This is a genomic window from Roseovarius sp., from assembly GCF_040219995.1.
Lineage (GTDB): Bacteria > Pseudomonadota > Alphaproteobacteria > Rhodobacterales > Rhodobacteraceae > Roseovarius.
This window is the reverse complement of the sequence record NZ_JAVJUC010000032.1, coordinates 1-22,905: the sequence shown is the minus strand read 5'-3', so window position 1 is coordinate 22,905 and position 22,905 is coordinate 1. Positions and strand designations below refer to the sequence as shown.

Annotated in this window: 25 protein-coding genes; 18 read left to right on the top strand and 7 right to left on the bottom strand. The window is 65.5% G+C overall.

From position 1 onward, the window contains the following. Positions 1 to 197 (top strand): DUF3833 family protein (locus tag RID11_RS14270; protein WP_350140329.1); only part of this gene is annotated, 197 nt, incomplete at its 5' end. Between the two features lie 29 nt (positions 198 to 226). After that, a complete protein-coding gene (locus RID11_RS14265) occupies positions 227 to 400 on the top strand; it encodes a hypothetical protein (RefSeq protein ID WP_350140327.1) in 174 nt (57 codons plus the stop codon). A 50-nt stretch (positions 401 to 450) separates the two neighbouring features. Here the strand turns inward: RID11_RS14265 and ribA are convergent, their stop codons facing one another. Then, positions 451 to 1,545 carry a GTP cyclohydrolase II gene (gene ribA / locus RID11_RS14260; RefSeq protein WP_350140325.1) on the bottom strand — a complete coding sequence of 365 codons (1,095 nt, stop codon included), beginning with the start codon at positions 1,543 to 1,545 and terminating at the stop codon, positions 451 to 453. 159 nt (positions 1,546 to 1,704) lie between these two features. On the opposite strand from ribA, the gene RID11_RS14255 reads away from it, so the two are divergent. The 5 genes from RID11_RS14255 to RID11_RS14235 all read left to right on the top strand — a co-directional run bounded on the left by RID11_RS14255 (position 1,705) and on the right by RID11_RS14235 (position 5,326). Next, the gene (locus RID11_RS14255; RefSeq protein ID WP_350140323.1) at positions 1,705 to 2,391 is read left to right on the top strand and encodes a response regulator transcription factor; all 687 of its coding nucleotides are present in this window, start codon (positions 1,705 to 1,707) and stop codon (positions 2,389 to 2,391) included. Positions 2,392 to 2,681: 290 nt separating this feature from the next. Continuing rightward, entirely contained in the window at positions 2,682 to 3,470 is a 789-nt protein-coding gene (locus tag RID11_RS14250; RefSeq protein ID WP_350140321.1) for an exodeoxyribonuclease III, read from the top strand. A gap of 55 nt (positions 3,471 to 3,525) precedes the next feature. Further along, positions 3,526 to 4,446 (top strand): tetratricopeptide repeat protein, encoded by a 921-nt coding sequence (locus tag RID11_RS14245; protein WP_350140319.1) that lies wholly within the window; start codon positions 3,526 to 3,528, stop codon positions 4,444 to 4,446. 26 nt (positions 4,447 to 4,472) lie between these two features. Beyond that, a complete protein-coding gene (locus tag RID11_RS14240) occupies positions 4,473 to 5,120 on the top strand; it encodes an LON peptidase substrate-binding domain-containing protein (RefSeq protein WP_350140317.1) in 648 nt (215 codons plus the stop codon). After that, the gene (locus tag RID11_RS14235) at positions 5,117 to 5,326 is read left to right on the top strand and encodes a Trm112 family protein (RefSeq protein WP_350140315.1); all 210 of its coding nucleotides are present in this window, start codon (positions 5,117 to 5,119) and stop codon (positions 5,324 to 5,326) included. Before RID11_RS14240 ends, RID11_RS14235 begins: the two co-directional genes overlap by 4 nt. Positions 5,327 to 5,594: 268 nt before the next feature. Here RID11_RS14235 and RID11_RS14230 read toward each other — a convergent pair whose 3' ends face one another. Further along, positions 5,595 to 6,812: a cytochrome b/b6 domain-containing protein gene (locus RID11_RS14230; RefSeq protein ID WP_350140313.1), complete on the bottom strand. Its 1,218-nt coding sequence runs from the start codon at positions 6,810 to 6,812 to the stop codon at positions 5,595 to 5,597. Between the two features lie 167 nt (positions 6,813 to 6,979). Between RID11_RS14230 and fabD the strand changes: the two genes are divergently transcribed. The 3 genes from fabD to RID11_RS14215 all read left to right on the top strand — a co-directional run bounded on the left by fabD (position 6,980) and on the right by RID11_RS14215 (position 9,158). Next, the gene (gene fabD / locus RID11_RS14225; RefSeq protein WP_350140311.1) at positions 6,980 to 7,924 is read left to right on the top strand and encodes an ACP S-malonyltransferase; all 945 of its coding nucleotides are present in this window, start codon (positions 6,980 to 6,982) and stop codon (positions 7,922 to 7,924) included. 33 nt (positions 7,925 to 7,957) lie between these two features. Beyond that, a complete protein-coding gene (fabG, locus tag RID11_RS14220) occupies positions 7,958 to 8,695 on the top strand; it encodes a 3-oxoacyl-[acyl-carrier-protein] reductase (protein ID WP_350140309.1) in 738 nt (245 codons plus the stop codon). A gap of 229 nt (positions 8,696 to 8,924) precedes the next feature. Beyond that, positions 8,925 to 9,158 carry an acyl carrier protein gene (locus RID11_RS14215; RefSeq protein WP_050663737.1) on the top strand — a complete coding sequence of 78 codons (234 nt, stop codon included), beginning with the start codon at positions 8,925 to 8,927 and terminating at the stop codon, positions 9,156 to 9,158. Between the two features lie 76 nt (positions 9,159 to 9,234). Here RID11_RS14215 and RID11_RS14210 read toward each other — a convergent pair whose 3' ends face one another. Then, the gene (locus RID11_RS14210) at positions 9,235 to 10,194 is read right to left on the bottom strand and encodes an alpha/beta fold hydrolase (protein ID WP_350140332.1); all 960 of its coding nucleotides are present in this window, start codon (positions 10,192 to 10,194) and stop codon (positions 9,235 to 9,237) included. Then, the gene (locus tag RID11_RS14205; RefSeq protein WP_350140307.1) at positions 10,194 to 10,484 is read right to left on the bottom strand and encodes an SCP2 sterol-binding domain-containing protein; all 291 of its coding nucleotides are present in this window, start codon (positions 10,482 to 10,484) and stop codon (positions 10,194 to 10,196) included. Before RID11_RS14205 ends, RID11_RS14210 begins: the two co-directional genes overlap by 1 nt. Before the next feature lie 71 nt (positions 10,485 to 10,555). On the opposite strand from RID11_RS14205, the gene RID11_RS14200 reads away from it, so the two are divergent. From RID11_RS14200 to RID11_RS14180, 5 genes are all read left to right on the top strand, one after another. Beyond that, positions 10,556 to 11,116 carry a tetratricopeptide repeat protein gene (locus RID11_RS14200; protein ID WP_350140306.1) on the top strand — a complete coding sequence of 187 codons (561 nt, stop codon included), beginning with the start codon at positions 10,556 to 10,558 and terminating at the stop codon, positions 11,114 to 11,116. Between the two features lie 20 nt (positions 11,117 to 11,136). Next, entirely contained in the window at positions 11,137 to 13,983 is a 2,847-nt protein-coding gene (locus tag RID11_RS14195) for a helicase-related protein (RefSeq protein ID WP_350140304.1), read from the top strand. A 3-nt stretch (positions 13,984 to 13,986) separates the two neighbouring features. Then, positions 13,987 to 14,367: an RNA-binding S4 domain-containing protein gene (locus RID11_RS14190; RefSeq protein ID WP_350140302.1), complete on the top strand. Its 381-nt coding sequence runs from the start codon at positions 13,987 to 13,989 to the stop codon at positions 14,365 to 14,367. 52 nt (positions 14,368 to 14,419) lie between these two features. Beyond that, a complete protein-coding gene (gene fdxA / locus RID11_RS14185) occupies positions 14,420 to 14,758 on the top strand; it encodes a ferredoxin FdxA (RefSeq protein WP_350140300.1) in 339 nt (112 codons plus the stop codon). A gap of 298 nt (positions 14,759 to 15,056) precedes the next feature. Then, complete coding sequence (locus RID11_RS14180) at positions 15,057 to 15,566, top strand: CarD family transcriptional regulator (protein WP_050663744.1); 510 nt, start codon at positions 15,057 to 15,059, stop codon at positions 15,564 to 15,566. Positions 15,567 to 15,897: 331 nt separating this feature from the next. On the opposite strand, the gene RID11_RS14175 is transcribed toward RID11_RS14180, so the two are convergent. After that, positions 15,898 to 16,656, bottom strand: a complete 759-nt coding sequence (locus RID11_RS14175; RefSeq protein WP_350140298.1) for an adenosylcobinamide-GDP ribazoletransferase — start codon at positions 16,654 to 16,656, stop codon at positions 15,898 to 15,900. 78 nt (positions 16,657 to 16,734) lie between these two features. Between RID11_RS14175 and cobT the strand changes: the two genes are divergently transcribed. Together cobT and RID11_RS14165 are read left to right on the top strand one after the other, a co-directional pair. Beyond that, positions 16,735 to 17,748 carry a nicotinate-nucleotide--dimethylbenzimidazole phosphoribosyltransferase gene (gene cobT / locus RID11_RS14170; RefSeq protein ID WP_350140296.1) on the top strand — a complete coding sequence of 338 codons (1,014 nt, stop codon included), beginning with the start codon at positions 16,735 to 16,737 and terminating at the stop codon, positions 17,746 to 17,748. Positions 17,749 to 17,825: 77 nt separating this feature from the next. Then, positions 17,826 to 19,490 carry an ABC transporter permease gene (locus RID11_RS14165; protein ID WP_350140294.1) on the top strand — a complete coding sequence of 555 codons (1,665 nt, stop codon included), beginning with the start codon at positions 17,826 to 17,828 and terminating at the stop codon, positions 19,488 to 19,490. A 108-nt stretch (positions 19,491 to 19,598) separates the two neighbouring features. On the opposite strand, the gene RID11_RS14160 is transcribed toward RID11_RS14165, so the two are convergent. Continuing rightward, positions 19,599 to 21,284, bottom strand: coding sequence for a thiamine pyrophosphate-dependent enzyme (locus tag RID11_RS14160; protein ID WP_350140292.1), 1,686 nt, complete (start codon positions 21,282 to 21,284; stop codon positions 19,599 to 19,601). 133 nt (positions 21,285 to 21,417) lie between these two features. Between RID11_RS14160 and RID11_RS14155 the strand changes: the two genes are divergently transcribed. After that, complete coding sequence (locus tag RID11_RS14155) at positions 21,418 to 21,861, top strand: NUDIX domain-containing protein (RefSeq protein WP_350140290.1); 444 nt, start codon at positions 21,418 to 21,420, stop codon at positions 21,859 to 21,861. On the opposite strand, the gene RID11_RS14150 is transcribed toward RID11_RS14155, so the two are convergent. Beyond that, on the bottom strand, positions 21,851 to 22,699 hold the full coding sequence (locus tag RID11_RS14150; RefSeq protein ID WP_350140288.1) for a DMT family transporter: 849 nt from the start codon (positions 22,697 to 22,699) through the stop codon (positions 21,851 to 21,853). The two genes, RID11_RS14155 and RID11_RS14150, sit on opposite strands and share 11 nt — an antisense overlap. Positions 22,700 to 22,905: the final 206 nt, after the last annotated feature.

Genomic DNA, 22,905 nt, shown 5'->3' with positions numbered 1-22,905 from the left:
CCAGAGGTGAAGAGCGTGGCGATGCGTTCAACTGGCAATACACCATTGATCTGCCGGTGCCCGATGGCACGCTGCGGGTCAGCTTCGACGACTGGATGTGGCAGGTGAGCGACGACCGCGTGCTGAACCGCGCCTATATGGACAAGTATGGCGTGGAGGTGGGCGAGGTGATCATCTGGTTCGAGAAGCGGGGGTAGGGGGCGTTATGGCTTGTTAAGGACCTTTAGTGTTCACGAGACAAGCCGCGCTGTGCCTGACCGCCGGGTGGGCGCAGCAACCTCGGTGGACCGCACTTTATGCCAGCCAGACACTCCCGCGTTTTCAATGGCTTTATACGCTGCAAAAGCGCCCGCCCGAGGGGGCGGTCGGGCGCTGCGCGGCGGTGCCTGCGGCACCTTGATTCCGCGCTGGGGCTAAAGCCCGGAGGTCCGCTACTGGCAAATCACGCCGCTAAAGAAGATGCCCGGATTTCGACGCCTTGGTCGCAAGATAGGCGTGATTATGGGCGTTTTCACCCAGTTTCAGCGGCACCCGTTCGACGACCTTGATGTGGTTGTCTTCCATCATGGTGATCTTGGCCGGGTTGTTGGTCAGCAGCCGCACCGAAGAAAAGCCCATCAGCGACAGGATGCGCGCGCCGATGCGGAAATCGCGCTCATCATCCTCGAATCCGAGCCGGTGATTGGCCTCGACCGTATCAAACCCCTGATCCTGAAGCGAATAGGCGCGCATCTTGTTGGCAAGGCCGATGCCGCGCCCTTCCTGATTGAGATAGAGCAGCACGCCCGCGCCTTCGGTGCCCATCTGCAAAAGCGCGCCGCGCAATTGCGGGCCGCAATCGCATTTCAGGCTGCCCATCAGATCACCGGTGAAACAGGCCGAATGCAGCCGGGCCAGAACCGGCACGGCGCGGTCGGGCTGGCCGATCTCGATTGCGTAATGCTCTTCGCCGCCATCCTCGGGACGAAAGATGTGCAACCGGCCGGCCTCGGACACCTCGAGCGGCAGGCGGGCGCTGACCACCGGGTGCAACGGGCTGGTGCGCATGAGTTGCGGCGTGGCCTGATCGAGCGTCACGCGGGTCAGCCCGTGGCGCGCGGCAAACTCCTCGCCGTCGGTGAGCGTCAGCACCACGGCAGCGGGCAGCAGGCGCGCGGATTTCACGAGGTTGAGCGCCAGCCGGTGCAGCCCGGCATCGCCGTCGCGCTGGGTCTGGAGCGGGCCTTTCATCGGGGTCTTGAGATCATCCGCCGGATCGGCCACCGCCAGCACCCACGGCAGCCGGGCATCCGGCGGCAACAGCACGCGCGCCAGATCACCGTCATAGGCGCGCGCCTTGAGCGTTGCGGCGCGGCGCGCGGTGATCGCCAGCACGGGTGTCTGACCAAGCGCGCGCAGGTCGGCGAGGCGCTGGCCATCGAGGGTTTCGGCGGCCATGACCAGGGCGGCGCTGCCATCCGCCGCGCACAGCACCACCGGAACGCCCATCCGCAGGTCGGAGCGGGCACGGGCGATGATCTCGGTGATGTCGGGCGAAAGGCTCATGCGGCGGATCTCCGGTTTCGTCTATCGGTCATGTAGAGCGTTTTGTAATGAAATGAAAGAAACGCTCGCAGGGCAACACGTGGGCGTGAGGCGGATGTTGCACATCTTGTCGCAGGCGCGCTTGTGGCGCATGTTCCGTCAAAGGAAGAGGAAGAGCATATGGCACAGGTCAAGAAAATTCTGCTGGTGGATGACGATGACGATCTGCGCGAGGCGCTGGGCGAACAGTTGATCATGACCGAGGATTTCGACGTCTTCGAGGCGGGCAACGGTTCGGATGCGATGAACAAGATCAAGGACATGATCTATGATCTGATCATCCTCGACGTCGGCCTGCCCGATACCGACGGGCGCGAGCTGTGTCGGCTGATGCGCAAGCAGGGCATCAGGGCGCCGGTGATGATGCTGACCGGGCATGATGGCGATGCCGATACGATTCTCGGGCTGGATGCAGGCGCGAACGATTACATCACCAAGCCGTTCAAGTTCCCGGTGCTGCTGGCCCGTATCCGTGCGCAGCTGCGCCAGCATGAGCAGTCGGAGGACGCGGTGTTCCAGCTTGGGCCCTACACGTTCAAGCCGTCGATGAAGATGCTGATCACCGAGGATGAGCGCAAGGTGCGGCTGACCGAGAAGGAAACCAACATTCTCAAGTTCCTCTACCGTTCGACCGAGGGGGTGGTGGCGCGCGATGTGCTGTTGCACGAGGTCTGGGGCTACAATGCCGGGGTGACCACGCATACGCTGGAAACCCATATCTACCGCCTGCGTCAGAAGATCGAGCCCGATCCCGGCAATGCTCGCCTTTTGGTAACGGAATCGGGCGGGTATCGCCTTGTGGTTTAAAGGACACGCTCAATTGACTTCGATCAAAGTCTTATCTGAGGATCACGAATAATCTGCTAATGTTAGCTCATGTATGGTTATACATGAACCTCCCTGTTGGACTGGCCCCGGCACTCTCGCCGGGGCTTTTTTCTTGTCGTGCGGTCAGTTGGGGGCGCTGCCCCCATCGCCGCACGCGGCGATTCCCCCGGGATATTTGTGGCCAGAAGAAACCCGGCCCGCATAATCGCGTCTGGAAACGCGGCGCGCATCGCTTTAGGCTCCGCGCGAACGCAGACAGGAGATCCCGCATGAGCTTTACCCTCGCCACATGGAACATCAATTCGGTCCGGCTGCGCGAGGGGCTGGTGGCGCGGCTGATGGAGGACGAAGCCCCCGATATCCTGTGTCTTCAGGAATGCAAAAGCCCGGTCGACAAGATCCCGCTGGAGCGGTTTCAGGAGCTGGGCTACAACCACATGATCGCGCGCGGCCAGAAGGGCTATAACGGCGTGGCGATCCTGTCGAAGCTGCCGATCGAGGATGCCGGCGACATGGATTTTGCGTCTTTGGGGCATGCCCGTCACGTGGCGGCGCGGCTGGAGAACGGGGCCACCATCCATAATTTCTACGTGCCCGCGGGGGGCGACATTCCCGACCGCGAGAAGAACGAGAAATTCGGCCAGAAGCTCGATTACCTGACCGAGATGCGCGACTGGTTCCGCGACAGCCGCCCGGAAAAGGCGATCCTGGTGGGTGATCTCAACATCGCCCCGCGCGAGGATGATGTGTGGTCGCACAAGCAGCTCTTGAAGATCGTCAGCCACACGCCGGTCGAGGTGGAGCACCTGGACAACGTGATGGAGGCGGGCGGCTGGCATGACGTGACCCGCGCCGATATCCCCGAGGGTCAGCTTTACAGCTGGTGGTCGTATCGCGCCCGCGACTGGGACGCCGCCGACAAGGGCCGCAGGCTGGATCATGTCTGGGCCAGCGGTGACATCCGCGCCGCGGCCCATGGCAGCCGCATCCTGCGCGATGCGCGCGGCTGGGAGAAACCGTCGGATCACGCGCCGGTTTTCGCGCAATTCGACCTTTGAATCCGCGACGCTGCCCCTCATATAAGGGGCAACACAAAGCTGAAGGATGGTGACAATGCTCGAATTGGGTCAAGGACAAGCGAAACCGGCGGCAGGCGACCTGATCAAGGACGTCTCGGAGGCGACTTTCATGGCCGAGGTGGTCGAGGCGTCGCAAAGCGTGCCGGTGATCGTCGATTTCTGGGCGCCGTGGTGCGGGCCGTGCAAGACGCTGGGACCGGCGCTCGAGGCGGCGGTGACGCGCGCGGGCGGGGCCGTCAAGATGGCCAAGGTCAATGCCGACGAGAACCAGATGATCGCGGGGCAATTGCGGATCCAGTCGCTGCCCACGGTTTATGCGTTCTGGCAGGGCCAGCCGATCGACGGGTTTCAGGGTGCATTGCCGCCCTCGGAGATCGACGCCTTCGTGAACCGGGTGATCGAGGCCGCAGGCGGCGCGCCCGAGGGTGGTGGTCTCGATGAGGCGCTCGATGCCGCCGACGAGATGCTGGATCAGGGCGCGGTGACCGATGCCGCGCAGACCTATGCCGCGATCCTGCAGGAGGACGGGCAGAACGCCCGAGCCTATGCCGGGATGGCGCGCGCGCAGATCGTCGCGGGCGATCTCGATCAGGCCGAGGCGATCCTGAACGGGGCCCCGGCCGAGATCAGCAAATCGCCCGAGATCGAAGCCGCGCATGCGCAGCTTGCCCTCGCGCGGCAGGCCGAAAATGCCGGGCCGGTCGGGGACTTGCGCGCCGCCGTGGAGGCCGACCCGGACAACCATCAGGCCCGCTTCGACCTCGCGCAGGCGCTCTATGCCAAGGGCGAGGCGCAGGAGGCCGTGGACGAATTGCTGGAACTGTTCCGCCGCGATCGCGAGTGGAATGACGGGGCCGCCAAGGCGCAGCTTTTCACCATTTTCGAGGCGCTCAAGCCCAACGATCCCGTGCTGCTCAGCGGGCGGCGAAAATTGAGCTCGATGATATTTGCCTGAGCCTTACAGCGGGCTAGGTATCCGGCATGACATATAACGTCGATCTGCCTGAGATCATTCCGATTTTCCCCCTGCCCGGCGCGCTGCTTCTGCCGCGCTCGCGCTTGCCGTTGCATCTGTTCGAGCCGCGCTACCTGGCGATGTTCGAAGACACGCTCAAAACGCCGGGGCGGCTGATCGGCATGGTGCAGCCGAACAAGGTGCCGGGTCGCGATGGTGGCACGGGACTGCACACCATCGGCTGTGTCGGGCGGGTGACGCAGTTCTCGGAGACCGAGGACGGGCGCTACATGATCACGCTGTCCGGTCTGTCGCGGTTTCGCGTGGTCGAGGAGGTCGAGGGGTTCACGCCCTATCGGCGGGCCAAGGTGTCGTGGGCGGGATTCGAGCGCGACATGGGGCCGGTGGATAGCGATCCGGGCTTTGACCGGGAGCGATTCATGAACCTGCTGTCACGGTATTTCCAGGCGCGCGAATTGCAGACCGACTGGGAATCGCTGCGCGAGGCGGAGGACGAATTGCTGATCAATTCGCTGTCGATGCTGCTGGGGTTTGAGCCGGAGGACAAGCAGGCGTTGCTGGAGGCGCCGTCACTGAGCACCCGACGTGAGACGCTGGTGACGCTGATCGAATACACGCTGCGTGGCGGCGATGACGAAGGGGTCATGCAATGAGCGAGACGGCTGACGCGCCGGGATTTGACCGGCGCATGCTGGACGGGTTGATCTGCCCGCAGACACACCGGACGTTGGAATATGACGCGGCAAGGCAGGAACTGGTGAGCCGTTCGGCGGGATTGGCCTTTCCCATTCGCAACGGGATCCCGGTGATGCTGATCGATGAGGCGCGAAAGCTGGACGAGGATGTGACGGCGGGGTGAGGGGGCTGGAGGTTTTGGCCTGGAGTGGGCGTTGCCGCATTCCGCGCGAAGCGCACCGAAGGTGCCGCGCGATCGCCGGGCCGTCCCGCGGCCTGGCGATTTTATAGGGCGCGCAACGTGTTGGGGTTATACGGATTTTTCCGGGATAAAGTACCCACCACACCCGTTGCATCGCCAGTCCCCGGCCCTGCGATCACGCGGCACCTTCTGGCGGGGTGCTATGGCCGCTCCACGCCAATCCACACGTGGCATCACCCGACCGGGCGTTTCACGCACCGCCCCCTCGCGTGGCTGTCAGGTCGAACCGGATTTCGACCGAATAGCCCAACGATCCCTCGTCGCTGACCCCCTGACCGATGTTGAAATCGCGCCGGTCCACGGTGAGACCGCCTGAGACGGTGGCGGTGTCGTCTTCGATGGTCAGATCGAAGGGCATCTCGACCGGCACGGATTGGTCGCGGATGGTGAGCGTGCCGCGCGCCACGTGGCCGGTCTCGGCGGCCATGAGATCGGCGGTGAATGTCGCGGTGGGGTACTCGTCCACATTGAAGAAATCCGCGCCCATCGCCTGTTTGGTGACCGACCCGAGGGTGAGCGACGGGATGCTCACCATCACCTCGACCGTGCCATGCTGGCCGCTTTCGTCAGGGGTTTCGGCATAGGTGATGTTGGCGGTCCAGTCGGCGAAACTGCCGGTCACCTCCGATCCCATCTGGCGGATGGCGATCTGCAACTGGCCGCTCTCGACCTGCCAGTCGCTTTCGACTTGCGCGAGGGCGGGGCCGCCGGATTGTTCGGTGGCGAACCAGCCGAGGGCCGTGGCACCGCCCATGGCCGCGCCCCAGACCGCGAGGGCGGTGACGACGGGCAGCACATGACCGGGTTGGCGTGCCGTGGGCGGGGCCGAGACGCGGCCCGGCAGCATGCGCCGCAGGGTGGCGTCGCGGTCGATCAGGTGATGCTTGAGCGCGCCTGCCACATGTGCGGCGATGGCCCCGGTGAGCACCCATTGCAGGATGAAATGCGCCGTGCCAGCCGCCTGTGACAGCGGTTCGGATTTGGGAACGAAGGGTAGGGTCTGCCCGAACGGCCACCAGATCGGCGCAAAGCCCGAGGTGGCGGCGTGATGCACCCAGCCCGACAGCGGCACCAGCACGAGCGAGCCGTAGAGCAGCCAGTGCACGGTTTCGGCCAGCCACGCCTCGGCGGGTTTGTCGCCGTTGAGCAGGCCCGGCTTGGTCTGGCTCAGCGCCCAGAGGATACGGGTAAGCGCCACGAAGAAGATCGTCACGCCAAGCGTCTTGTGGATCGAGAACAAGAGCGAGGCGCGGGCGATCAGGGCCTCGTTGGCATCCCCCTCGACCGCGTGGGCGACATCCGAGGCGATCCAGCCGAGCGCGATGTTGGACAGGATCAGCAGCGCGGTGAGCCAGTGAAATGTCTTGGTCACGCGGCCATAGGTGTCGGCGGAATTGGTCAGCGGCATCGCACTCGTCCTGTTGCGGTTTCGCGTCAACCTAGACGATGCGTCGCCAGAGACAATCGCCGCGCGCGCACACGGCCCGTGCATCGGTGCGGGAACGGGCTTTGACGTTGCCTTGCGCGGCATGGCGATGTATCGGGGGGCACTTTTTCAAAGGGAGGCAGGGGCAGATGAGCCGAGCATTCGTATTCCCCGGACAGGGCGCGCAGGTGATTGGAATGGGGGCCGATCTGGCGCAGGCCTATCCTGCGGCGCGGGCGGTTTTCGACGAGGTGGACGAGGCCCTGGGCGAGAAGCTCTCGGCGCTGATCTGGGAGGGCGAGCAGGATCAGCTGACGCTGACCGCCAATGCGCAACCCGCTTTGATGGCGACCTCGCTGGCGGCCATGCGTGCGCTGGAGGCTGAGGGGGTGGAGATCGGGCAGGCGGCGTTCGTGGCCGGGCACTCCCTGGGCGAATATTCCGCATTGGCGGCGGCGGGTGCGCTGAGCGTGGCTGATACCGCGCGGTTGCTGCGCATCCGGGGCCGCGCCATGCAGGAGGCGGTGCCGGTGGGTGTGGGCGCGATGGCGGCGCTTCTGGGGCTGGATTTTGGCACCGCGCGCGCGGTGGCCGAGGAGGCCGCGCAGGGCGAGGTCTGTCAGGCCGCCAATGACAACGATCCCGGTCAGGTGGTGGTCTCGGGCCACAAGGCGGCGGTGGAACGCGCGGTCGAATTGGCCAAGGAAAAGGGCGCCAAGCGCGCCGTCCTGTTGCCGGTGAGCGCACCGTTTCACTGCGCGTTGATGCAGCCCGCCGCCGAGGCGATGACGGCGGCGCTGTCGGAGGTCGAGGTCAAGGCCCCCGCCGTGCCGCTGGTGGCGAATGTCCGCGCATCCGCTGTGACCGAGCCTGCGGAGATCCGCCAGTTGCTGATAGAGCAGGTCACGGGATCGGTGCGCTGGCGCGAGTCGGTGCAATACATGAGCGCTGAGGGCGTGACCGAGATTTGGGAGATCGGCGCGGGCAAGGCGCTGTCGGGGATGATCCGCAGGATCGACCGCGAGATCGCCTGCCGGGCGGTCGGCACGGCCGGGGATGCGGCGGCGGCCGCGGCGTCGCTGGCGGATGGCTGAGCCGCGAAAAGTCAAAGACTGGAGGAATTGAGCATGTTCGATCTGACGGGAAAATGCGCGCTGGTCACCGGTGCGTCGGGCGGCATCGGGGCTGCGATTGCGCGCGAGTTGCATGATGCGGGGGCAAGCGTGGGCCTCTCGGGCACCCGGGTGGAGCCCTTGGAGGCGTTGGCCGCAGAGATGGGCGAGCGCGCGCATGTGCTGCCCTGCAATCTGGGCGACAAGGACGCGGTCGAGGCGCTGCCGAAAGAGGCGATTGCCGCCATGGGCAGTCTCGATATCCTGGTGAACAATGCGGGCATCACCCGCGATCAGCTGTTCATGCGGATGTCGGATGACGACTGGCTGGATGTTCTCAACGTCAACCTGACCTCGGCGATGCGGCTGTGCCGCGCCTCGGTGCGCCCGATGATGAAGACCCGTTGGGGCCGGATCGTCAATATCGGCTCGATCGTCGGCGCGTCGGGCAACCCCGGGCAGGTGAATTATGCCGCTGCCAAGGCCGGTCTGGTGGGCATGACCAAATCCATCGCTGCAGAGGTCGCAACGCGCGGGATCACTGCAAATGTCGTGGCCCCCGGTTTCATCGCCACGCCGATGACCGAAAAGCTGACCGATGAACAGAAAACCGCGCTCAACGCGCAGATCCCCGCGGGTCGCATGGGCACGCCCGAGGAGATCGCGGCGGCGGTTCTGTATCTGGCCAGCCCCGAGGCGGGTTATGTCACCGGGGCCACGCTGCACGTCAATGGCGGGATGGCGATGATCTGAGCCAAGCGTCGCAAATCGTGAGCGACGGGTGCGAGTGAAAGCATTTGCCATCGGCGGCGCATATGCTATAGGCCACGCAGATTTGCCGGAGGGATATGCGGTTTCTCCCGGTGGCCTGTGCTTTCAGGCAGTCGAGAGCCGCCCGCAGGGGCACAATCAAAGCCGCTTCCCGCGCCGGGCGGGGGCAGAGAACGGGCAAGCCGCCCAAGACAATATGAGGAAGTAAGACATGAGCGATATCGCAGACCGCGTGAAAAAGATCGTTGTGGAACACCTGGGCGTGGAAGAGGACAAGGTCGTGGACAAGGCCTCGTTCATCGACGATCTGGGCGCAGACAGCCTTGACACGGTCGAGCTGGTCATGGCCTTCGAAGAGGAATTCGGCATCGAGATTCCGGACGACGCCGCCGACACCATCCAGACCGTGGGTGATGCGGTGAAGTTCATTTCCGAAGCTTCCTGAGATCAACCCGTCTCATTGAAAAGGCCCTGCCGGTTGGCGGGGCCTTTTTCGTTGTAGCGGGGTGTGGGATACGCTGTCAGGACACCGCCACGGCGTCGGGCTGCCCGGTGCTGGCGTAGAAGTCGCAGAGCAGGCCGAATAGGCGCGCCTGCGTCGCCTCGGTATCCATCAGCGTCTCGTGGCGACCGCCGGGCACGAGTTCGAGCCGTCCGCCCGGCCAGCGTTTCATGCGGTCATGCACGCGCGGCACATCGACGATATCCTCGTCGCTGCCCAGAATGGTCAGGCAGGGCAGGTCGGGCGAGGGGCGGCGCGCGAGATCACGGGTCTCGCGCAGCGCCTCGTGCAGCCAGTGCAGGCTGGGGCCGCCGAGGCCAAGCGCGGGATGCGCCCGGAGTTGCCGCCCCATATAGGCCCACATGTCCTGATCATTGGTGAGCTTGTTGGTCTCGAACGGCTCGCTCAGGACATAATGTTCGGGCGCGGTGCCGGGGGCGTAGCGATGGCTCATTCCGACCTGACGGCTGCCCCAGGACAGCGACCACGCCACCGGGCGCAGCGCGTCGGCCATCCTGATCCCCCACATCGGCCCCGAAAAGGCGACACTGGCGACATCGAGCCCCTGCATCACCGCGCGCAGCCCGATACAGCCGCCCATCGAATGCGCCAGCAGGTGCCACGGGCGCGGCAGGTCGAGCCGTTCGGCGGCCTGCATCATCGCGGCGACATCGTGCTGATAGTCGATGAACTGATGCACATGGCCCGACATCGCATCGTCAAGCAGGCGGTCGGACAGGCCCTGACCGCGCCAGTCGATGGCGAAGGTGGCATATCCACCCGAGGCGAACCGCACCGCGGCGCGACCGTATTTCTCGATATATTCGGTGCGTCCGGGGCAGAGCAGAACCGTGCCCCGGGGGGCCTCTCGGTTCCAGAGCCCGACGCGCAGGCGCAGGTTATCCTCTGCCGTGATCCACCAAGCGGCACCGCCCTCGGGCCCTTCGGCCACATCTGCAAAGAACGGTGCCGTGTCCATCAAGCGAGAACGCTGCCCAGCTTCATCGCGAGGCCCATGTCGCCATCGACGCTGAGACGGCCTGACATGAAGGCCGCCGTCGGGTCGAGATCGCCCTGCAGGATCGATTCGAAGGTGTCGGCATCGGCGGTGAGTGTCACGTCGGCGTCGTCGTCGGAGGCGCGCGCGCCATGCGAATCGATGACGATGCTGCCCTCGCCCTCGATCACGAATTTCGCGGTACCGTCAAAGCCGTCGTCGCCCATCTTGTCATTGAGGGCTTTCACGGCCGCGTTGATCACGTCGCTCATCTGCGCTTCCTTTCACAATTGCGATGTCGGGGGTTTGAATCCCGGCATTCTGCGCTAAACTCACCCCTGTTATGGGCGCAGCAATCACCAATCTCAACCGTATCGTCACGGCATGTCTGGCGGTAGTCACGTTTTCCTTACCCGCCATGGCGGAGGACACGCGGCTTGATGCGCTGCTGTCGGACCTGTCGCAGGCCGAACCGGCGGAGGCGCGAAAGATCGCCGCCGAGATCGAGCTGGAATGGTCGAAATCGGGATCGCCCGCGATGGACCTTCTGTTGCGACGGGGCGAAGATGCGATCGAGGCTGGTGATCTGGGTGCCGCAGTCGAGCATTTGAGCGCTTTGATCGATCATGCGCCGGGTTTTGCCCAAGCCTGGCATCTGCGCTCGGTCGCGTTTTTCAAGCAGGACCGCTACGGGCTGGCGCTGGCCGATATCGAACGCGCACTGGTGCTGCAGCCGCGACAGTTCAACGTGATCTACGGGCTGGGGGTCCTGCTTGATGAGACCGGGCATCCCGATCTGGCCCATGACGCGTTTTCGCGCGCTCTGGCTATACATCCCCATCATGAGGACGTAACCAAGGCCAAAGAGCGTGTGGCGCGCAAGCTGGGCGGCGCGGAACTCTGACGGCATAAGGAACGCGGCGGATGTCCGAGCAGTCGAGAACCCTAGCGGTTCTGGGCCCCACCAATACCGGCAAGACGCATTTCGCCATCGAGCGGATGCTGGGCTATCGCACGGGGGTTATCGGCCTGCCGCTGCGCCTGCTGGCGCGCGAGGTCTATGACCGGATCGTGGCGGTGCGGGGCCCGTCGGTGGTGGCGCTGGTGACGGGTGAAGAGCGCATCGTGCCCGAGCGCGCGCAATACTGGGTCTGCACGGTCGAGGCGATGCCCGACGGGATGGGCACCGATTTCGTCGCGGTGGACGAGATACAGCTTTGTGCCGATCCTGAGCGCGGGCATGTCTTTACCGACCGGCTGTTGCGTATGCGGGGCCTGCGCGAAACGCAGTTTCTGGGTAGCCACACCATGCGCAGCGTGATTGCCAACCTCGTGCCGGGGGTCGAATTCCTGAGCCGCGAGCGTATGTCGCAGCTGAGTTATTCGGGGCCGAAGAAAATCTCGAAAATGCCCGCCCGCAGTGCGATTGTCGGGTTTTCGGTGGAAAACGTCTATGCGATGGCCGAGTTGCTGCGCCGCCAAAAGGGCGGGGCGGCGGTGGTGATGGGCGCGCTGAGCCCGCGCACGCGCAATGCGCAGGTGGCGCTCTATCAGAATGGCGATGTCGATTATCTGGTGGCGACCGATGCCATCGGCATGGGGCTCAACCTCGATATCAACCATGTGGCGTTTTCGTCGCTGACCAAGTTCGACGGGCGGCGGATGCGGCATCTGCAACCCAATGAGCTGGGGCAGATCGCGGGGCGCGCGGGGCGGGGGATGAGCCATGGCACATTCGGCGTGACCGGCGAGGCACCCGATCTCGATGCCGATTTGGCGCAGGCGATCATGGAGCATCGCTTTGCCCCCATTCGCAAGCTGGAATGGCGCAATGCGCGGCTGGCCTTTGGCAGCACGCAGTCGCTGATCGCCTCATTGGAGGCCAAGCCCGAGCACGAGTTGCTGGCCCGCGCACGTGAGGCCGACGATCTGGGTGCGCTCAAGACGCTGGCGGCACAGCCCGATGTCGCGGCGCGTGCCACCGATGCGCCCTCGGTGCGGCTGTTGTGGGATGTTTGCCGAATCCCCGATTTTCGCGGCATCAGCCATGCCGAACATGCGGGTCTGCTTGAGACGATCTATTGTGATCTGGTACAATACGGACGGGTGCCCGACGACTGGCTCGCGCGGCAGGTCAAGCGGATCGATCGCACCGATGGCGATATCGACACATTGTCGAAACGGCTGGCGTATATCCGCACATGGACCTATGTCGCACAGCGCAAGGGCTGGGTGGATGACGAAAATCATTGGCGCGGCGCGACTCGCGCGGTAGAAGACCGCCTGTCGGACGCGCTGCACGACCGTCTGACCCAAAGATTTGTGGACCGGCGCACATCCGTGCTCTTGCGTCGGCTCAAGCAGAAGGAGGCCATGGTGGCCGAGGTAAACGATCAAGGTGATGTGAGCGTCGAAGGCGAATTCGTCGGACGGCTCGAAGGGTTCCGCTTCATGCAGGACAAGGCGGCGGCGGGCAAGGAGGCGCGCACGTTGCAACAGGCGAGCCTGCAGGCGCTGGCACCGCATTTCCATCTCAAAGCGGATCGCTTTTACAACGCGCCCGATACCGAGATCGATTTCACCGAACAGGGCGGGCTGCTCTGGGGCAAGGAAGCGGTGGGCAAGCTGGTGCTTGGCTCGGACCCATTGAAGCCGCAGGTTACGGCCTTTGTCGATGACGAGGCGGGCGCGGATGTGGCGCAGAAGGTGCAGCGCCGCCTGCAGCATTTCATCGACCGCAAGATCGCCACTCTGTTCGAGCCGCTGATGAACCTGCAGCGCGACGAGACGCTGAGCGGTCTGGCGCGGGGTTTCGGCTATCGCATGGTCGAGGCGCTTGGCATCATTCCGCGCGGCGAGGTGGCCGCCGAGGTCAAGGCGCTCGATCAGGAGGCGCGCAGCGTGCTGCGCAAGCATGGCATCCGGTTCGGTCAGTTCACGGTATTCATGCCCGCGCTGCTGAAGCCCGCGCCGACGCGACTGCGGCTGGTGTTGTGGTCGCTGAGCAACGGGCTGCAGGAGTTTCCCGAGGCGCCGCCGCCGGGTCTGGTGACGGTGCCTGCGCGTGATGACGCGCCGAAGGGCTATCACAGCATGGCGGGCTACCGCGCGGCGGGCGAGCGGGCGATTCGCATCGATATGCTGGAACGGCTGGCCGACATGCTGCGCAGCGAGGATACGCGCGGCGGCTTTGAGGCCAAGGCGGACATGCTGTCGATCACCGGCATGACGCTGGAGCAGTTTGCGGTGCTGATGCAGGGTCTGGGCTACAAGGCCGAACGCGGTGAGCGCGAGAAGGTCAAGCCGGTGGATCAGGTGGTGGCAGAGGCGCCCGCCGATGCCGCGCAAGCCGCCGAAGAAACTCCGGATGAGACCGCTGAGGTGGCCGTCGAGGCCATCGCCGATGAGGGCGAGGCCCCGATTGCCGCAGCGCCGCCGGAGGCCGAGGCCGAGGTGACGCCGGACATTCCCGAAACCCCTGAAGAAGAGGTGATACCCGGCGAGACGCCCGAGATGGCGGAGCCGGAGATCGAGGTCTATTACACCTTCGCCTGGGCCCCACGCGCGCCGCGCGGCAATCGCCCCGCCCAAGGCGGGCGCGGCAAGCCACAAGGCAAAGCGCAAGGCAAGCCCAAGGGCAAGGGCGGCCCCAAGGGCAAGCCGCGCGAGGACAGCCCTAGGAACTTCTCGTCCAAGCCCGAGAAAAAAGACAAGATCGACCCCGACAATCCCTTTGCGGCGGCCCTGATGGGGCTCAAGACCAAGGGCTGATCCTTGGTGGAGGGCGCGTCACGCATCCGCCTCGACAAGTGGCTCTGGCATGCGCGGTTCTTCAAGACGCGCTCGCTGGCGTCAAAGCAGGTGTCGGGCGGGCATGTGCGGGTCAACGGCAACCGGGTGTCGAAACCGGCGCAGGCGGTGGGGCCCGAGGATGTGCTGACCTTCGTGCAGGGCGATGCGGTGCGGGTGGTGCGCATTCTGGCCCCCGGCACGCGGCGTGGCCCGGCCCCCGAGGCGCAAACCCTCTATGATGATCTGACCGAGCCCAAGCCGCAGGACAGCGTTCCGCCCGCGCCGAAATACGAGGGAAAAGGACGCCCCACCAAGCGCGACCGCCGCAAACTCGATCTCAATGGACCGGGGACGCTTGATTGATCGGGTTCACTGGATTAGGTGAAGCGCAATCCGGCAAACATGAGAGACGGCCATGACTTACATCGTCAATGACAACTGCATCGCCTGCAAGTACACCGACTGCGTCGAGGTCTGCCCGGTGGATTGCTTTTACGAAGGCGAGAACATGCTGGTCATCCACCCCGATGAGTGCATCGATTGCGGTGTCTGCGAGCCGGAATGCCCCGCGGATGCGATCCGCCCGGATACCGAACCGGAGATGGAGAAATGGGTGGAGTTCAACCGTAAGTACTCGGAGATGTGGCCGGTCATCATCACCAAGAAGGATCCGCTGCCTGAGGCCGAAGAGCGCGATGGCGAGACCGGCAAGCTGGAGAAGTACTTTTCCGAGGTCCCCGGAGAGGGCGGCTGAGACCGATTCGCGCGGCTTGGGCGTGTACGCTGCGCCTTGCGGCCTGAGAATACCGCAGAATCCATTGTTTTCACGATGGATTTACCGGTCCTGTGATGCATGGCCTTTCACAGGGTCGGTTTTTGTGATACATTTTCTTCACAAACAATGAGAGATGCCTGACATATATTCACCCACCGTGCTGCTTGGGGGTGAATTTCTTTGTGACAGTCCCACATATCCCCGGTCTGCAACTGGCCCGAGGCATGTGTTTGTCTGCGTCACCGGGACGGGCCCCCCTTGCTAGGAAATGAACCGAATGTCGAAATCCAAGAAATCCGAATTTCGCCCTGATGATTATGTCGTGTACCCCGCCCATGGCGTGGGTCAGATCGTGTCCATCGAAGAGCAGGAAATCGCCGGGATCACCCTGGAGCTTTTCGTGATCTCCTTCGAGAAGGACAAGATGACCCTGCGGGTGCCGACCAACAAGGCGACGGAAATCGGAATGCGCAGCCTGTCCAGCCCCGACGTGATCTCGAAGGCGATGACCACGCTCAAGGGCAAGGCCAAGGTCAAGCGCGCGATGTGGTCGCGCCGCGCCCAGGAATACGAGCAAAAGATCAACTCGGGCGATCTGATCGCTATCGCTGAGGTCGTGCGCGATCTGCACCGCAGCGACGATCAGCGCGAGCAGAGCTATTCCGAGCGTCAGCTTTACGAGGCGGCGCTTGAGCGTCTGACCCGTGAGGTCGCGGCTGTTTCCGGTGGCGATGAGGTTCTGGCCGCCAAGCAGGTTGACGAGGTTTTGGTGTCGCGCGCGGCATAAGCTGGTTTGCGACGTGTTAAATGGGCCGCGCCTTCAGGGCGCGGTCTTTTTCGTGGTGGATTGGGAGGTTGAGAGAGCGGCTGCGGATGGCTTGAAGCGGACCTTCGGTTGAAGCACCCTGCGCGAAACGCGGCCGAAGGCCGCCGCGCATCGCCGTGCCGCCCCCCGGCGCGGCGATTTGGCTGCAACCTGCTCTGCGCTCTGATGTTTTTTGGGCTTGGCTGCCATAAAGCACTGCCAAACTAGCCTAGGATCGCCACACCGCGGCACGACGACGCGCGGCTCATGGCAACGGCAGCAACAGGCCAAACCTACCCAATTTCACCACATATCACACCAGCAGGCTGACCAGTACCGCGATCTCTGCCATCTGTTGCGTCGCGCCCAGAATGTCTCCGGTCTGCCCGCCGATCTTGGCTTGGGCGAGGGCCGTCACCGCGACCGTGACGAGCCCGGCCCAGAGCACCGCCCAGAGCCCGGCACTGCCAGCGAGGATAAGCGCGACCCCGATTGAGAGGCCCAGACCAAGTAGGACCGCCCCCATCGGGGTCGGCCCCTGACTGTGCGACAGGCCATCGCTGCGGGCATGGGGCAGGGCGGCCATCACCCCGGCCATGGCGGCGCGTGACAGTGTGGCAGCGACCAACACGCCCGTGACGCCTGCCGCCGGAGACTGCGAAAAAAGCAGCCAGAGGGCGACCCCACGGGCGGCCAGTGACAGGCCGAGCGCGATCACGCCGTAGCTGCCGATATGGCTGTCGCGCATGATCTCCAGCCGCCGCGCCTGCGTCCAGCCGCCCCAGAGACCATCGGCGCTGTCGGCCAGCCCGTCCTCGTGCATAGCGCCGGTGGTGACGATCCCGAGGGTCAGTACCACGAGCGCCGCCAGAGGCGCAGGCAGACCGCACCACTGTGCGACCAGCCCGCCCAATGCCGCCAGCCCGCCGATCACCAGCCCGGCCAGCGGATAGGCCCAGGCGGCGTGTGCCCCGCGTGCGTAAGAGCCGCAGCGCACGGGCAGGCGGCTGAGCAGCGAAAGCGCGAGGGCGATGTCGCTGGCGCGTATCAGGGCGGTGTCGTTTTCTGCCATGCGGGGGCCTTTTGGGGCTGTGGTCAAGGACCCTGTCGCGATACATCAAGGGCAGGTCCCTATGCAACGAGGCTCGCAATGCACGCCGGTTTTTCCACCCTTGCCGATCTGGACGCGCTGTTGCGCGATCTGCCTGCGTCCGATGCGGAGGCCGCCGAGGCGGCACGCGCGCGGGATGCGCAACTGACCAAGCCGCCGGGCGCGCTTGGCCGGTTGGAGGATCTGGCGCTGTGGTATTGTGGCTGGCGTGGCGCGGCGCGGGCGCAGGTGCGCGCCCCGCAGGTGATCGTCTTTGCCGGAAATCACGGGGTGGTGGCGCAGGGGGTCTCGGCCTTTCCGGCCGAGGTCACGGCGCAGATGGTCGCGAATTTTGAGGCGGGCGGTGCGGCGGTCAACCAACTGGCCCTCGTGGCGGGGGCGCGGATGGATGTCTGCGCCCTCGATCTTGACCGGCCTACCGGCGATATCAGCACTGGCCCGGCCATGACCGAGGCCGAGGTGCTTGCCGCGCTGCGCGCCGGATGGGACGCGGTCGCCCCCGAGACCGATCTGCTGGTCGTGGGCGAGATGGGCATCGGCAATACCACGAGTGCGGCGGCGATTGCGCTGGCGCTCTTCGGTGGCGCAGCAGGCGACTGGACCGGGCGCGGCACCGGGGTGGATGCGGCAGGGCTGGATCGCAAGACGCAAGTGGTGGCGCGCGCGGTCGAGGTGAATAAAGCTGCGACAGATGGTCTGGCTGTGCTGCGCTGCCTTGGCGGGCGCGAACTGGCGGCGATGGCGGGGGCGATCCTGCGCGCGCGGATGATGCGCGTGCCGGTGCTGCTCGACGGGTTCATCTGCACCGCTGCCGCTGCCTGCCTGGAGGCGGCGCAGCCCGGTGTGCTCGACCATACGCTTGCGGGCCATGTCAGCGCCGAGCCGGGCCATGCACGGCTGCTGGAGCGGTTGGGCAAGGACCCGCTGCTGTCGTTTGGGCTGCGCCTTGGCGAAGGTTCGGGCGGGGTGCTGGCCATGGGCGTCGTGCAATCGGCGCTGGCCTGTCATTCGGGCATGGCGACGTTTGCCGAGGCAGGGGTTTCGGACGGGTGATGCGGGGCTTGGCTTGACCCTCTGGTCGCGCCGGAATACTGATCAAAATCGTCGGATTAGACCGGAGCGCGCCGTCCATGAGTGAAACCCTGTTGCACCGCCTTGCCTGGATCGTGGTCGTGCTGTGCGTGGCCCCGATCCTCGCCGCAGGGCTGGCCGCCTTTACCGGCGATTTGCAGACATGGCGCGAGGTGTTGTCGTCGGTCTTGCCGCGCTACACGGCGACGACGCTGGCGCTGGTGGCGATTGTCGGGGTCAGCACGGCGGTGATCGGGTCGGTCACGGCGTGGCTGGTGACGGTTTACCGCTTTCCCGGGGTGCGGCTGCTGGAGGTTGCGCTGGCGCTGCCGCTGGCCTTTCCGGCCTATGTGATGGCCTATGCCTATACCCATATGCTGGATCATCCCGGCCCGGTTCAGACGGCGCTCAGGGCGGTGACGGGATGGGGGCCGCGCGAGTACTGGTTTCCGGAGGTGCGCAGCCTTAGTGGGGCGGCGCTGATGCTGACCATCGTGCTCTATCCATATGTCTACCTGCTGGCGCGGGCCTCGTTCCGGCAGCAATCGGCCAATGCGTTTCTGGTCGCGCGCACGCTGGGGCGCTCGCCGATGCGGGCGTTCTGGCGGGTGGCGCTGCCGATGGCGCGCCCGGCCATTGCAGGCGGTGCGCTGCTGGCGATCATGGAGACCATTGCCGATTTCGGCACTGTCGCGTTCTTCAACGTGCAGACCTTCGCCACCGGAATCTATCAGGCGTGGTTCTCGCTCGGCGACCGCGCGGCGGCGGCGCAGCTGGCGCTCTGTCTGCTGAGCTTTGCGCTGTTGCTGGCGGGTTTGGAGCGCGCGAGCCGGGGCCGGGCGCGCACCGCCGGGCGCGGCGCGCGGTTCGAGGCGATGGAGCGGCCCGAATTGCGCGGCGCGGCGGGCTGGGGGGCGTTCACGCTGTGCTTTCTGCCGGTGCTGTTGGGATTCCTCATCCCGGTGGTGATGCTGGGGGTGATGGCGGTCGGCTCGGGGCAGGATCTGCTGTCGCCGCGTTACGTGGGGTTCATGACCAATTCTGTCACATTGGCGAGTGTCGCCGCCGTGCTGACGGTGTTGGGGGCGATCCTCGTGGGGTTTCGGGCGCGCACCCGGCCCGGGCGGGCCTCGCGCTGGCTGGTGGTGGGCGCGGGGCTTGGCTATGCCGTTCCGGGCGGGGTGATTGCGGTCGGGCTGATGGTGCCGATGGCGGCCTTCGACAACGCGCTCGATGCGTTCATGCAGGAGGTCTTCGGCATCCGTACCGGGCTTTTGCTGACCGGGTCGATCTGGCTGATGGTGATGGCCTATGTGGTGCGGTTCATGGCCGCCGCGCTCAACGCCTATGACAGCGGGATGGCGACGGTGCCGGGGCATCTCGATGCGATCGGACGCTCGCTTGGGCAGCCGGGGCCGAAGCTGCTGACGCGGGTGCATCTGCCGGTGGCGCGGACCTCTGTGGTGACGGCGCTGCTGATCGTCTTTGTCGACGTGATGAAGGAATTGCCCGCGACGCTGATCCTGCACCCGTTCAACTTTCAGACGCTGGCGGTGCAGGCGCATCGGCTGGCTGCTGACGAGCGGCTTTCGGAGGCGGCGGTGCCCTCATTGGTGCTGGTGGCGTTCGGGCTGGTTCCGGTGCTGATCCTGTGCCGCACGCTGGGGCGCGAGAGCATGGGACGGCGCGCCGCCAAGCTGGGCACGGCGATCGCGCCGGGGTAGGGGGCGCGGCATGGTGCCGTGCTGCCGTTGCCGCAGCTGTGCCGGTTGCATCTGGGCACCGCGCGGTTACGAGCCGTCAACTGAAGTCGGGACGCGAAGCCCGATTCGCTATCCTGTCGCCGCCTTCTCCAACCCCGCTGCGCGCATCTGGCTGAGGGTCATGCGCGGGGTGAGAGCCTCGGGCGAGATCGCGAGATCGAGCACCGCGCCGGTGGGCGAGGCGCAGGCGCGGGCAAAGGCGGCGGCGAAATCCTCGGTCGTCTCGACCCGTTCGGCGTGAAAGCCGTAGGCGCGCGCCAGTGCCGGGAAATCCGGATTGACCATGGTGGTGCCCGAAACCCGCTCGGGGTAGTTGCGTTCCTGATGGGCGCGGATCGTGCCGTAGATGCCGTTGTTGAGGATCAGAATCACCGGCTGCGCGCCTGCTTGTGCGGCGGTTGCGAGTTCCTGACAGTTCATCTGGAAATCGCCGTCGCCCGCGAAACAGACGACGCGGCGCTCGGGATGCACGATCTTGGCGGCGATGGCGGCCGGGATTCCATAGCCCATCGAGCCGGATTGCGGCGCAAGCAGCCGCATCTTGGGCCCGTATTTCAGGAACCGGCCCGACCAGATCGCGAAATTGCCTGCCCCGTTGGTGATGATCGCATCCTCGGGCAGAATGTCGCGCAGATGGGCGGTGACGCGGCCCATATCGACGGGGGGCGGCTGATCGGGCAGGTCAAACGCGGCCTCATAGGCCTGCCGCCCCTCGGCGCGCCAGTCGGACCAGTTGCCGCGCACAGGGCCCGTCGCGTCAAGCGCGCGGATGAAGGCGTTGGCACCGGCCTGAACGCCCAGTTCCGGCTGATAGACCTTGCCCAGTTCCAGATCCGAGGCATGGACATGGATCAGGCGTTGCGTGGGCTGCGGCACGCTCAGGGCGGTATAGCCATCGGTGGAATTTTCGCCAAACCGGTTGTTGAGCGCAAGGATCACGTCGGCCCCGGTGATCAGCGCGCGGACATGGGGCATCATGCCCACGCCTGCCTCGCCGCAGAAGGCGGGCGAGTGATTGTCGAACTTGTCCTGATAGCGGAAGACCGAGACGACGGGGATGTCCGACGCCTGCGCAAAGGATTGCAGCGCCGCACGCCCCGCAGCGGACCAGTTGCAGCCGCCATAGAGGAGGAGCGGGCGCTTGGCCGCGCTGAGCATGTCGCGCGTTCTGGCAATGGCCTCGGCGCTCGGCTCTGCCTCGGGATAGTGGCCGGGGCCGGTGAGGGGGGGCTTGGTGCTGGTTGCCGTCAGCATGTCTTCGGGCAGGGCCACGACCACCGGGCCGGGGCGGCCTGTGAGCGCGGTCTTCCACGCCCGGGCGGTGATCTCGGGGATGCGGTCCACGTCGTCAATCTCGACCGCCCATTTGACCATGCTGCCAAAGACAGCGCGGTAGTCGAGTTCCTGGAACGCCTCGCGCCCCTTCATGTCTGTGCCAACCTGCCCCACGAAGAGGATCATCGGCGCGCTGTCCTGCATCGCGGTATGCACCCCGATCGAGGCATTGGTGGCCCCCGGGCCGCGCGTCACCCAAGCGATGCCGGGACGGCCGGTCAGCTTGCCATAGGCGGCGGCCATGTAGGCGGCGCCGCCCTCCTGCCGGCAGATCGTGAAATCGAGCTTTCCGGCGGTGTCGTGCAGTGCGTCGAGCACCGCCAGATAGCTTTCGCCCGGCACGCCGAATGAGTGCCGCGCGCCAAGCGCCACGAGGCTGTCCACCAGCAATTTCCCGCCATTGCGCGTGTTTTGGGTCATGCCCGATCCTTTCCGTTGTTGCGCGCAGGCTGGCCCAACGGGCAGGGGAATGACAAGCCCCATTCCGGGTATCTTGCCGGGGTGGTCGCGCGCGGTCATAGTCGGCGCGGTTCATGCCATGACAGGAGCGTCCATGCCCAGCCCCCGCCTTGCCGCCCGCGCCGTGATCGTCGAGGAGGCGCGGCTGTTGCTGGTCAATGCCTTTGCCGCCGCCGACAGCACGCTGTGGTGTGCGCCGGGCGGCGGGGTGGAGGCGGGCGCGTCGCTGCCCGACAACCTGCGGCGCGAGGTGCATGAGGAAACCGGTTTGGTGATCGAGGTAGGGCCGCCGTGCCTGATCAACGAGTTTCACGCGCCCGAGACCGGGTTTCATCAGGTCGAGGTGTTCTTTCGCTGTCGGGTATCGGCGGGCACGCTGAGGGAGGAGTGGCGCGACCCCGAAGGTGTGGTCAGCCGCCGCCGTTGGGTCAGCCGCGACGAGATGGCAGCGCTGCGGGTAAAGCCCGACAGCCTCTGCCGGGTCGCCTTTGCGCGGGGCATGGGGTACGATCCGCTGGAGGTGCTGGTCAGCCCTTGATGGGCAGCACCGAGATCGCGACACCGCCCAGAACCAGCACGCTGGCGAGGATGAATTGCAGGCTCAGGCTCTCACCCAGAAAGAGCATGCCGCCCGCCATGGCGATCACCGGCACGGTCAGCTGCGCCACCGCCGCGACCGAGGACGCGAGCCCCGGCAGCACGCGGTACCAGAGCGCATAGCCGAGCCCCGAGGTGACAGCCCCCGAGACGATGGCGAGGATGATCCCCTCTGTTCCAAGGAGCGTGCCCTGCGGCCCGAGGGGCAGGGCAAAGCCAATCAGCAGCCCGAGCGGCGCGGCAAGGATGAAATTGGCCGCCGTCGCTTGCAGCGCATCGGTGTTGAGCCGCCCGGTCAGCGAATAGATGCCCCAGCCGACGCCTGCGGCGGCCATCATCAACCCATGCGGCACGCTGATCTGTGGCCCCGCGCCGGGCCAGAGCAGCCAGGCGAGACCGGCAAAGGCGAGCGTCGCGCCGATCCAGCGGCGGGACGGCATCGCCTCACGCGCCACGAGGCCCCCGGCGAACATGGTGATCTGCACCACGCCGAAGAGAATGAGCGCGCCGAGGCCTGCATCGAGCACGGTATAGGCGGTGGAAAAGCCGTACATGTAGACCAGCAGGGCCAGCACCCCCGCCACGCGCCCCGGCCCGCGCAAATGCAGACCTCCGCGCAGGAACAGGCAGAGCGCGGCCAGCATCACCGCGCCTGCGATGAGGCGGATGGTGCCGAAACTGGTGGCGTCGATACTGCCACCCGCGAGGGCCATCCGGTTCAGGACCGAATTGGCGGCAAAGGCGATCATGGTGAGGGCGGTCAGGAGAAAGAGGCGCATGGGGCAGGCATAGCGCAGGTCGGGCCGGGCGTATAGTCACGGGTGAGTGTGGGCGGGGTTGGCCTTAAGCTGCCGTTGACCGCTACACTCATGCGCGGAATCAAGGCCGAAGGCCGCCGCGCCGCGCCGGGCCGCCCCCCCGCACGGCGCTTTCGCGGCCACCGGCGCTGCGCGCTGGAGTTTTTAGGAGTTGGCGGAAATAAACC